The 11,472-nt window shown below is 43.3% G+C and carries 8 protein-coding genes and 1 tRNA gene; 3 read left to right on the forward strand and 6 right to left on the reverse strand.

What is annotated here, in order from left to right; translation table 11 throughout:
- Positions 1-104 precede the first annotated feature (104 nt).
- From STSP1_RS02620 to STSP1_RS02630, 3 genes are all read left to right on the forward strand, one after another.
- On the forward strand, positions 105-1,328 hold the full coding sequence (locus STSP1_RS02620) for an IS4 family transposase (RefSeq protein ID WP_085754865.1): 1,224 nt from the start codon (positions 105-107) through the stop codon (positions 1,326-1,328).
- Positions 1,329-1,583: 255 nt separating this feature from the next.
- Positions 1,584-1,654 (forward strand) — tRNA-Gly (locus tag STSP1_RS02625).
- A gap of 177 nt (positions 1,655-1,831) precedes the next feature.
- The gene (locus STSP1_RS02630) at positions 1,832-2,989 is read left to right on the forward strand and encodes a tyrosine-type recombinase/integrase (RefSeq protein ID WP_085754866.1); all 1,158 of its coding nucleotides are present in this window, start codon (positions 1,832-1,834) and stop codon (positions 2,987-2,989) included.
- A gap of 283 nt (positions 2,990-3,272) precedes the next feature.
- Here STSP1_RS02630 and STSP1_RS02635 read toward each other — a convergent pair whose 3' ends face one another.
- The 6 genes from STSP1_RS02635 to STSP1_RS02660 form a co-directional block, all read right to left on the reverse strand.
- Positions 3,273-4,154, reverse strand: coding sequence for a carbohydrate ABC transporter permease (locus STSP1_RS02635; RefSeq protein WP_085754867.1), 882 nt, complete (start codon positions 4,152-4,154; stop codon positions 3,273-3,275).
- A complete protein-coding gene (locus STSP1_RS02640; protein ID WP_085754868.1) occupies positions 4,142-5,026 on the reverse strand; it encodes a carbohydrate ABC transporter permease in 885 nt (294 codons plus the stop codon). Before STSP1_RS02640 ends, STSP1_RS02635 begins: the two co-directional genes overlap by 13 nt.
- 5 nt (positions 5,027-5,031) lie before the next feature.
- On the reverse strand, positions 5,032-6,309 hold the full coding sequence (locus STSP1_RS02645; protein ID WP_085754869.1) for an ABC transporter substrate-binding protein: 1,278 nt from the start codon (positions 6,307-6,309) through the stop codon (positions 5,032-5,034).
- A 1-nt stretch (position 6,310) separates the two neighbouring features.
- The gene (locus STSP1_RS02650) at positions 6,311-7,441 is read right to left on the reverse strand and encodes an ABC transporter ATP-binding protein (protein ID WP_085754870.1); all 1,131 of its coding nucleotides are present in this window, start codon (positions 7,439-7,441) and stop codon (positions 6,311-6,313) included.
- 38 nt (positions 7,442-7,479) lie between these two features.
- The gene (locus STSP1_RS02655) at positions 7,480-8,367 is read right to left on the reverse strand and encodes an AraC family transcriptional regulator (protein WP_085754871.1); all 888 of its coding nucleotides are present in this window, start codon (positions 8,365-8,367) and stop codon (positions 7,480-7,482) included.
- 86 nt (positions 8,368-8,453) lie between these two features.
- Complete coding sequence (locus STSP1_RS02660; protein ID WP_085754872.1) at positions 8,454-11,465, reverse strand: PA14 domain-containing protein; 3,012 nt, start codon at positions 11,463-11,465, stop codon at positions 8,454-8,456.
- Positions 11,466-11,472: the final 7 nt, after the last annotated feature.

Raw genomic sequence — 11,472 nt, forward strand, 5'->3', positions numbered from 1 at the left:
CACAGCCATCCCATAGAAGAACAAAATATAAGATGTTTCTTTGAAAATAGCGGGGTATGAGTTACACTAATTTCAACAAACTAACCAAAAATTAGGAGTAACTCATGACACCCGCTAAGCATCAATATACAGTTCTCAAGCAGATATGCCAATATATTCCTGCTTATCTTGTTTCAAAATTATCCCGGCTTTACGGTATTGACAAGCAATCACGAACATTTTCTTGCTGGTCTCACATTGTATCTATGCTTCATGTCCAGATTGCTCACAGCCTCTCGCTGAACGACGTTGCCGACACATTGCGTAATCATTCCGGAGCTTTGATTCCTATTCGCCGTGCAACCCCACCAAGCAGGAATGGGCTTTCTCATGCAAACAGGGTTCGAGATCCTCGTATGGCAGAGACTCTCTTCTGGGAGGTGCTGTCCCATATCCAAGCCCAGCATCCTAATTTTGGCAGAGGTCATAAATACTCCGGCCTTCCAAGGCGTTTTAAGAGAGCAATATATGCGGTTGATTCAACAACGATTCAGCTTGTAGCCAACTGTATTGACTGGGCTAAACATCGCAGACGCAAAGCCGCTGCAAAGTGCCACATGCAGCTTAATCTCCAGACATTCCTGCCTCAATTTGCTATTGTAAAAGAAGCCTCAACCCATGATTCGACAGAGGCTTATCAGCTCTGTCAGAACCTTAAAAGCGGCGAAATAGCGGTTTTTGACAAGGCTTACGTGGATTTTAAGCATCTGGCTGATCTTGACAGGCGAGAATTATTCTGGGTTACCAGAGCCAAAGACAATATGAAATATCGTTTTGTTAAACAGAATACAGAACCAAAAGGTGATATCCAATACGATGCATTAATTGAACTTGAAATGCCGAAAAGCTATGAGGCCTACCCGAAGCAGCTCCGTTTGGTTAAGGCTTATGTGGAAGTTAACGGCGAGAAAAAGCTTATGAAATTTATCACTAACAATACTCAGTGGGCGCCGAGCAGTATCTGCGGCCTATATAAATGCCGATGGGGCATAGAGGTGTTTTTCAAGCAAATAAAGCAGACTTTGCAGCTAAGCGATTTCCTAGGGCATAGCCAAGAAGCGATTCTATGGCAAGTATGGACGGCAATGCTTGCTTATATTTTAATACGGTATATAGGTTTCCTCGGCAAATGGAAAGGAACATTCAGTCGATTGTTTACTTTGCTGAGGGGTGTATTATTCAGCCGGCTGGATGTTTTTAGCGTTATGGCTGCCTGTGGGTCAGCACGTGGTTCACCGCGTATGGTTGCAAGCCCTCAGCAGGCTTATTTGCCAGGTTTTAATATGTAGCAAGATTTTACGCAAAGAAAGAGGTGAAAAAAGAGTGGGCAGTATTGAGCAAAAAACTGACAATTGAACAATAGCCAAAAAAATGCAAACTGGGGTGATTGAAATCCTTCAGGAAAAGGGCGTTTTAATACAATAAACAAGCCCTCAACGATAAATCTATGGACCTATGGGATGGCTGTGTATAAAAATATAAAAGAGGGTTCTATCCGCTTGAAAATTTGCTGCGTTGAGCTATAATTCCTGTTTCACTGTTCAGCGGGTATGGTTCAGTGGTAGAATGCCAGCTTCCCAAGCTGGAGATGAGGGTTCGATTCCCTCTACCCGCATTATACAAGAAACCCCGTCCGAGAGCTTCTCTGGCAGGGTTTCTTCTTTTATAGCAAGCACTTACAACTCTCAACCGCTCTACTCCATCTCGCACTTGAATATGAGATTAAATGCGTTAAAATGAAATACAATGAGGCAATTGTAGAACAAAGCGTAGAACAAATAAGAGGCTATCTATGAAGGCTAAAAACAAACTTCCAGGGACAATTCAAGTTAAGCGAGGGCGTTACTACTGGATGGTCAAACTTCCCGGAAAAGAAAAAAGGAAGATGATTAAGATCTGTCCGCCTGGAGAGGATAAAGCCCTCTCTGCTGAGAAGGATATCAGCTTAGCCCAAAACATCGCTTGGCAGATTTACAGACAAGCTAAGCGGAAGGCAGGCCCAAAGCAAAGCGAGAGCCTTAGCGTTGATGAAGTGATTGGCTTGTTCCTCGAATGGGCGAAAGGCTATTACATCAATGCTGCCGGCGAACCAACCAGAGAGGCTGAAAATTGCAACATAGCCCTTAGAGACTTGCAAATGCTGTATGGAGCTAAAGATATTGACAGCATAACCTATCACGACATCTTAGCGGCAAGAAAACTTTTAATAGACCGTAAATACAACAGGAATTACATAAATCAGCGAGTAGGCATTTGGAAAAGGATGTTTGCCTGGGCACTGGAAAACCGATACTGCTCCGCCTCCGTAAAATCAGAAGTATGGGCAATCGGCTCGCTCAAAAAGAACCGCTGTGTGGCCGCTGAAAGCTCTCCAGTACACCCTGCCCCTCACTGGGCGGTTAAGAAGGTTTTACCTTATCTCAGCGAAAATATGAAGGCTCTCGTGCAATTTATAGAATTGACGGGGGCGAGACCAGGGGAAGCTATTATTGTCCGCCCCTGCGACATCAAAAGGCTTTCTGCCAAGTGCTGGGTTTATTGGCCTTTTCAGCATAAGAACAAACATAAAAACCGGCACAGGTTCATTGTTTTAGGGCCAAGAGCGATTAGGATTATCAAGCCATTTATGCTGCAATACAAAAAGAAATCAGAAGAGTTTCTGTTTCCAGGCAAAAAAGGAGGGTATTACAGCAGGACCGCTATCTCTTATGCGATAAGGAAGGCAATAGACAAAATCAATCAATCTGAAGACGAGGATGTCCCCCACTGGTCGCCAAACCAGTTGAGACATTCCTGCGGCACGAGAGTACGCAAAAAATTCGGTGCTGATGCTGCGAGGATAATCTTAGGGCACTCCAACCCTGCGGGAATAACCGATAGATACACGCGGGATGCAATAATCGAGGAGGAAATAAAACAAGCCAAGAAGGTGATGCGGCAAATTGGCTAGTTTGAATTAACCCCAATTTTTCATTTAGCATTCAAAATAGTGATAATAAAAAAGTAGAGTATATTCTATTTATGCAAGCTCCTTATGATTTTCATAAGTACTCTCTTGTACTTTTCCCCGAAAACTTTGACTTTTCAGGAACGACTAGATAAGGTTATTATAATCGAAAACAGCGGGTCTTTCGTCTACAATTTTACACCTGCAGAATTACGGCGGAAGGATTAAAAGCCTTAATCCAGGTTTAAAAATAAATCCGATAAACAAAAAAACGAAATCAAGACTTTTATTTTACAGCTCCTTTGGTCAGACCTTTCACTACCGCCTTCTGTGATGACAATATTAGTATTATCACTGGGATTACCATTATTACCCCCAATGCGCTTATAAGGTGCCATGGCTTGCCCCAAGGGACTTGGGCCTGGAAGACTTCAGTGATAGCGACGCTCAGGCACTTTGAGCTTGCGGTTACCGAAAATGCAAGCGGGTAGAGGAGGTTGTTCCAGGCGTTTACAAAGTTGATTATCAGCATTGTTACAATGGCTGGCTTACAGATCGGCAGGAATATTTTCCATAGAATTGTCCAGAGTTTTGCACCGTCGATGACGGCTGCTTCTTCCATTGATTCAGGAACCTGCTGAATAAAGGGAACAAAAACCCAAACCGTAAACGGAGCTAGAGCGCTTGTCATAACAAATATTAGGCCTGAGAGCTTGTCCAGCAGGCCGACGGCTCCGAGCATTTTATAAAGCGGGATAATGGTAGCGATTTCCGGAAGTGCCATTGTAACGACCAGCGCCCACAGGACTAAGGCGCTGCCTCTAAATTTTATCCGGGCAAATGCATAGGCAGCTAAAAAGGAAAAGAACACTGTCGCAATTGCTGTAGATGTAGAAAAGATGAGCGAATTGAAAATGTAATTTCCCAAAGGGATCTGTTTTGCCAGTTCATAAAAATTATTAAGCCCGACCTCAGGGAAATATATCGGAGGTATCTTTACAAGCTGATCGGGAGTTGAGACTGCTGCTTTCATCAGCCAATAGAATGGAATGAGGACGATGAGTACAAAAACTGCCAGAGCAAGATACAGCAGCAAAGAACGCTTTGTAAACAAAAACCTGTTATCCAATTTTACTTTTGAAGATCTCACTAAAATCAATAACTCCATTTCTTAAACTGCAGCATTCCGAAAAGTCCTAAGGCTGAGACTATTAGCATTAGAATTACGCTGACGGCAGAGCCGTAGCCGAACTTGAAAAATATCAGACCCTCGTGGTAAACATTTAAGGGAAGTATTGTTGTAGCTATGCCGGGGCCGCCCCTTGTGAGACCATAGACAAGGTCGAAATTTGCAAGCTGCCAGATCAAAAAGTACATGCCCATCGTTATCATAAGGGGCATGAGCATTGGCAGCGTGATTGTAAAGAAACGCCTTACGAGCCCTGCTCCGTCGACTCTGGCAGCTTCATAGAATTCTTCAGGCACTCCCTGGAGACCAGCAAGGAAGATGATCGCCATAAATGATGAATTCTTCCAGACGTTTACAAGTATGAGAGTGATCCTTGCACCTAAGGCTGTATTGAGGACCGCAGGGGACACATCAAATATATCGGATATCCAATGACTAAACATCCCAAACTGCTCGTCAAGGAGCCACTGGAAAGCATAAGCTGCAACGATAGTTGGTATCACCCAGGGTATAAGATTTATTGTTCGTGCAAGAAAACGCCCCTTGAAACTGCAGTTTAGAAGTGATGCAATCAAAAGCCCGAAAACAAGCTCAAGGATAGTAGAAATTATAATAAACACTATTGAAAAGGAGAGAATCATTAGGAAAGCAGGATCAGTAAACAATAGCCTGAAATTTTCCATGCCCACGAACGAATGCTCGCTGTCAAAGAGGTGAGTATCGGTCATACTTAACCAGATGGTTCTGCATATCGGATACGCAGCAGTTGCCAGGCGGAGCAAAAGTACAGGCGTAACGAGCAAGGCAAAGATCGTAAGTGCCTTTCTTTTTGAGCCGTACAATGCTTTCATGAAAATTAAAGCCTTTCCAATTTTAATTTCCTTGATGCCATCGCCTGGTCAAGGTTGATCTGGTTTGTCAGGTAGGCTGAGGCAACGTTTTCGACTTTTGCAAGTGCCTCAGTGTAGCGACTTTGATGAAACGGGCGAGTGCCGACAACGCCTGCGTCAAGATACATTTTCAAGTACTCGGCGAGTTTACTGCCTTTGGTTGATGCCAGAACAGATTTTCTGGCATTTAAAAACCAATCACTATACTGAGGCATCTTTGAGGCGTTTTCAGTATTAATAAAAAACTTCAAAAGCTGGCAAGCTTCCTCTTTCATCAAAGAGGTATTTGGTATTGCCCAACCCCAGCCAGCTGCGAAAGTACTAACAGTTTTTCCGCCCGGGCCGACCGGAGGCAAGCCGCAGGCGACCTTTTCATCGCTGTACCAATCTTTATGTTGTTTGCAGACGTCATAAAAGAAAGGCCACTGCCTCATAAATGCCACCCTGTCAGCAATATAGTCATTGTTCTGCTGATCGTAATTTTTCTGGGTACATGCCGGATTCATCACTCTATGTTTAAAAATAAGATCATGGGCATACTTGAGGCAATCGCGAAAATTGTCATCAAGTTCATAAGGGCTTGAACCGGCTTGGCAGCCCAGCCATTCAAGATAAACTGAAAGATAGCTGTTTTTCATAAGGGCCTCTTCACTTGCCCAGATGCCTCTATTTTTATCAGTGAAAATTTCTCCCATCTCCTTAACCTCATCCCAAGTCTTAGGTAAGGCTATCCCTTTCTGCTCGAACCAGTCTTTTCGGTACCACCAGTAGCACATCTCAAAATTATGATGCACACGAAAAGTCTGCCCCTCGTACTGGTCCCAAACCTTTGTCATCTCCATAAGCTGGGGCGTAAAGTCATCCCAGACTGACTGATCGATAAGATTATCCAGCCCCATTAGCCATCTGGAGCGGCTCAAGCTCATTGCGGCACTGTCTTCGAGATCGATCAGATCATAAGGACTAGTCCCTGCGAGGACAGAACTTGCCATCTGAGTAAGCAGTTCATTTGTGGCGTTTGGCCGAACGATCACCTCGACTTCGATGCCGGTTTGTTCAGTAAAACCGAGTTCTTCAATGACTTTCCTATAACCTTGAGCTGACCAGCCGGTAACACCTAATTTCAACGATCTTTTTTTTGTTTTTTTGGTTCTGCAGCCAGACAAAAACAAGCTGCTGCCAAAGGTTGCACCTGCAGCGAGACTCGCATATGTTGTTAAAAATTGACGTCTGGAACTATTCATTTTACATCTCTGCTCGTTCCTGCAGTGTTAAATTCTTGCCTGTATCACCCTTATCAAAAACATGCGTCTTATCCATGTTTAATTTAAATCGGAGAGTCTGGCCGGGAGTTAATCGAACATGCGGGTCAAGATTGGCGACCAGCCATTTTTCTGAAGTCATACATTTGATGTTAAAATACACATTTAATCTGTCTCCAAGTGGCTCGACCACTTCAACTTTTGCATTTATTGAACTTTTCTTATCATCCTTACTTGCAATGCTAACATTCTCGGCTCTGAATCCAAAAACAACATCCCTGCCATTTTTTGCATTTAAACATTCATTCATTCGGGCAGGCAATTCAATTTTTCCAGCAGAAAAATTGAAAAACACCGAATTGCCAACTGTTTCGATTTTACCCTCGACAAAGTTCATATGAGGAGTACCAAGAAAGCCTGCGACAAATCTATTTACAGGCCTGTTATATACTTCCATAGGCTGATCTACTTGCTGGATGATGCCTTCATGCATAACGCATATTCTGTCGCCAAGTGTCATTGCCTCGGCCTGGTCATGGGTAACATAAATGCTGGTTGTTTCTAGCCTTTGATGCAAAGACTTAAGCTCTGTACGCATCGTCACGCGAAGTTTAGCATCAAGATTGCTAAGCGGTTCGTCATATAAAAAGGCCTTCGGTTTTCTGACTATCGCCCTGCCGAGTGCAACTCTCTGGCGTTGGCCGCCTGAAAGAGCCTTTGGTTTACGTTTGAGCAGCTTTTCTATCCCGAGTATTTCGGCGGCATCTTTTACACGACTGGCCACTTCTGCTTTTGAGTTTTTACGGAGCTTAAGACCAAATGCCATATTATCAAAAACTGTCATGTGCGGATAGAGAGCGTAATTTTGAAAAACCATCGCTATATCACGGTTCTTAGGCGCGATGTCATTTACGATGCGGTCGCCGATTGATATCTGACCGGAAGTTATCTCTTCGAGACCCGCTATCATGCGGAGTGTGGTTGTTTTGCCGCACCCTGAAGGACCAACAATGACCACAAACTCTCTGTCAGCAATATCCAGACAGGCATCTTTGACTGCTTCAAAGCCTCCCTGATATACCTTAACAATATTTTCGAGCAAAACTCTTGACATGGGTTACTTTCGGAAAAAATTTAAGAATAAATGTCCGGTCAAATAGAATACTTGTACCGAAATGCGCGTGGGCTTAATCCATAACGTTTTTTAAACGCTGTTGAAAAAGCAAAATAATTCGTATAGCCGACAAGTTCTGATATTTTGTTTATCGAATAATATGTGCTGTGCAGAAGATCCCTTGCACTTTCCATACGCAAACGTGTTACTATCTTCATAGGAGACATTGACATATGCTTAAGGCACAATTTGCTGAAATAGTCGGCAGATATAAACATCTCTGATTCATCGGCAAGAGAATCAACTGTCCATGAATACCGCAGACGTGATTTCACCTTCTCATAAAAGAGTTTATGAAGTTTATTTACAACATCGAAATTCTTAGAGTCATATTCAACTTTAAATTCTCGCTCAAGATAAGCTAAAAGCAATTCGGAGCCGTGCTGGATCACATTCTCGGAATGGAGTCTATTGTCTTGGAACTCCCATATTAGCATTTCCAGAAGCTGCTTGAATCGGGCGCCCATCACTGACTTTCTAACACAAGTCCCGATATTCTTCAAAATCGCCCACGGTCCCTGATCCTTAAGGTCGAACCAGACAACTTGCCATTTAGGGCCTTTTAAGCCATAGTGCTGCTGAGTACCATCGGGAGAAATCCAAATATCGCCGGGACTAAGTGTTCTTTGTTTGCCGTTAATTTCCAGCCAGCCGGTGCCTGAAAGGGTATAATGGATTAAATGGGCATTGTTGGTCTTTCGGCGAATTTCGTAATCTCCCTTTAAAATGCTTGTACCCGCAAAACATATACCATGACTTTTAATAAACTCAAGTTTTGACGAGGAAATTGGCAGAAATTTCTCCTGGCACTGATCGCCGATCCGAAGTATTTCATTTAATTTTTCTTTTTGTTCATTCTTAGCCATCAAATACTCGCCGATCGCTTAAATCAAAAATCCAGTCCAACATATTTAGCGTATTATATTAAAAAACAACTTAAATACAAATGTCTTTAGTTTGACTCGACTAGGAAATCTTTTTCTCCAAGCTTCTTCCAGTTTTGAGTAACACTTCTGTAAGAAAGTTGAAGAGTAAATCTTTTTTTAAGTTGGAAATACTCTATTTCTATGGAATGGAGGCCTTTTTCCAAGCCTATTTTCCCATCCCTAAATCTTGCCTCAAATCGGGTGCCATCTAATTCGGCGATTTTTTGGCCATCAATAAAGAGCCTAGCGCCATCGTTGCAGCGAAGTTTTATGTTGTAGACATCGTCAGCGGGAATATTGACATAACCTTTCAAACGCATTGCGAAGTTATCTTTGCGTTTTGCGTAATTGCTGACTTCGAGGTCAGGGGCGACACCGGTGGCGACAGGCTTTAGGCTGTCAAAATGCGGCAATTTACTCCATGAACCTTCATAATATTCGTAATAAAGTCCGGGGCTCAGATTTTTAATTTTCACGGAATCGCTAAGCTTTACTCTGGAATATTGGGCTTGCATCGGCTTGTAGACCGTACCATCGTGGCCAAATGCCCTTATACGCAAATCAACACTTTTATCGAATTTCAAAACTTCGGTACAGATCGGGGATTTATCTGACGGTTCACTGCCGTCAGTAGTATAACGTAAGGTGGTATTGTCGATTAAATTGTCGATCTTGACAGAAATCGAATTGGCAAAATCACAACTGTGCGGCAGAAGATATGCAAGTGTTTTGAACTTGCGATTGCGCTGGCCAAGGGTGAATTCAACTGACTTATCAGTTGCGGCACCGCTATAAAAACGATTGGTAATCCCACCAATTCTCTTTGCCCTGTTAATACCTTCTGCTTTTTCAACCTTTCTATCCTCATCCCAAGGGCAGATAATAAGTTTGTCGAGGATATTATTCTTTACACTGACATTTTTCCTGAATCGCCCATCTTTGAGATCTTTACGCTCAATCTTAACCATTGTCCAGCTTTTCTTGCCATCCAATACCACCGGGACTCCAATTTCAATAAAATCCCACTCATCGGGCAAGTGATCACTTACAGTAAACTTTGTTTGCATGCCATCTACTAAATTATAGCTTACACCAGCAAGTCTCTGTATCAGCAGGCAAACCATAGGCCCGTCCCAATTGTAATACATTGAGCCCCAGGGTTTATAGTCCGGATCCCAGCACTCAGGGGCGATTGGGTAGCCATAATCTCGTATCATACCTTTTAGGTGGCTCAGGGTACAATAGATCGCCTCAGCATCACAACCATGGCGGAACATACCTTCAATAACCTGCCAGGTACTTATAGTCGAGACTGCAAAAACGCCATTTTCTGGCTGAGTAGGAGGACGAACATCCAGCGCGACCGGGCCTACAAAACCCTTTTCGGTATCCATGACAGCCCGATCAACAAGTTTCTTCGCTGCATAACTCGGCATTTCATAACTCATAAGAGCGGCAGGAAGCCAAATGTCCTTCCAGAAGAAATTTTCATCGTTGGCTATTTTTCTCTGCTTAGCCTGATATTTCTGCACTCTACCTTCAAGCCAGTTAATCCAATGTTTAGCATCTTTGTCTCTGCCAAGCTCCTCTGCCATTCGCCTTAGAGTAATTGCCGCATTAAGCTCTATGCCGGCAACATCTTGAGGGCCGGACCAATAAAGTTTTTTAAAAAGATCGTCGTAAGCCTCCTGCAAAAACTTCTTATCACCGGACTGCTCATATTGCTGCCATGCAAACTCTGTGACTCCAACAAAATTCATGAAAACGCCGGGCGAATACCATCCAATGCCAAAATTATCGGGCAAGGCATTTTGATGATTTTTATATGGCACCATATGTTTCCATGAAAGAATATTGCCATAGCTCCACTCCCATTTATCGGCGATATGCTTGCCCATAGCAGCATAGGCCCATGAGTCCCACAAATGCAAACCCATAAAATTATTCACAGCTGTCTGTGTATGCGGATATGTCTCCCAGCCTTTTGGTGTATCGGTAAAATACATAAAATACAATGACCAGAGATAATAGTATGTCTTTACGACATCTTCATTACTGCACCTAAAATAAGGAACCTGTTCATTAAGTAGGTCATTAATAAATTCTGTCTTGGCAGCTAACCCACCTTTGGCATCTTTGAGCAGGCTCTTGGTGTTTTTGACGGTTTCGTCATAGTCATCGCCGAGAGCATATGTCAAAACGACTGCGGTTTTGCCGTTACATTCAAGCTTCAAGTTGTAATGACAAACGCCCTTTTCGTCCTTGCGTATTTTGCAGCTGTTAGCAAAATCAACGCTTGCACCAATAACTCCATGCATGCCGTCATACATGATTTTGCCTTCTTTAACGGGTTTGCCCCATCTCGCCTTGGTCATGATAGTGCCGCCCTCTGCAATATGCAAAACACCTTTGTCCCTATCATATTCTGCTTTAGCGGTTGAGCTTATCTGGTGAGGACCGGGCTTGTCGCCGTCAAAAGTTGGGACTGTACCCTTTTTGTAAAAGCTCCTGCCGTCAAATTCTAACTTTATGGGCTTAGATGCGGTAATTATCGAACAGAGTACATCGTCGAGATTTATGAACTTGACCTCTTCAATATTGACACCTGCGATTTTGTATTTGCAAATCTGCCGATCAGGACGCCAGATCATTTTGACAGGCTTTGGATACTCGTAGCGTTTACCGTCGACGATAACGGTACCATATGCGCAACGAACATCAGTCCAGAAATTCCAGCCCCATTTATCATGGCCTGTGCCGCTTTCGGGATCGGTTACTATGCCATAGCCGCGTGCCCTGCCATCCCGGAACATCGGATGCGTAAAGCCAATGGTCTCATGCTCCCGCATTTGCCATTCGGTGTTAGCATTACCGCCAATATAATACATGTGGCGACCTGCAAGAAAGCCATGCTGTTTGCCCTGAATATCCCGACCGAGCATTTTGCAATAGTCAGTGCGGGAAGGCTCTACCTTAGCAGAACAGCTACTAAGCAATAAAAAAATGCTGAGCAATAAAAATGTCAGATAACTTCTCATTTCAAAT

The sequence above is a fragment of the Sedimentisphaera salicampi genome (genome assembly GCF_002117005.1).
Classification (GTDB): domain Bacteria; phylum Planctomycetota; class Phycisphaerae; order Sedimentisphaerales; family Sedimentisphaeraceae; genus Sedimentisphaera; species Sedimentisphaera salicampi.

What these genes read in the sequence shown, in the direction of transcription:
- STSP1_RS02630 (WP_085754866.1), top strand. Translation starts at nt 1,832, where the DNA reads ATGAAGGCTAAAAACAAACTTCCAGGGACAATTCAAGTTAAGCGAGGG.
- STSP1_RS02645 (WP_085754869.1), bottom strand. Translation starts at nt 6,309, where the DNA reads ATGAATAGTTCCAGACGTCAATTTTTAACAACATATGCGAGTCTCGCT.
- STSP1_RS02635 (WP_085754867.1), bottom strand. Translation starts at nt 4,154, where the DNA reads ATGGAGTTATTGATTTTAGTGAGATCTTCAAAAGTAAAATTGGATAAC.
- STSP1_RS02640 (WP_085754868.1), bottom strand. Translation starts at nt 5,026, where the DNA reads ATGAAAGCATTGTACGGCTCAAAAAGAAAGGCACTTACGATCTTTGCC.
- STSP1_RS02650 (WP_085754870.1), bottom strand. Translation starts at nt 7,441, where the DNA reads ATGTCAAGAGTTTTGCTCGAAAATATTGTTAAGGTATATCAGGGAGGC.
- STSP1_RS02660 (WP_085754872.1), bottom strand. Translation starts at nt 11,465, where the DNA reads ATGAGAAGTTATCTGACATTTTTATTGCTCAGCATTTTTTTATTGCTT.
- STSP1_RS02655 (WP_085754871.1), bottom strand. Translation starts at nt 8,367, where the DNA reads ATGGCTAAGAATGAACAAAAAGAAAAATTAAATGAAATACTTCGGATC.
- STSP1_RS02620 (WP_085754865.1), top strand. Translation starts at nt 105, where the DNA reads ATGACACCCGCTAAGCATCAATATACAGTTCTCAAGCAGATATGCCAA.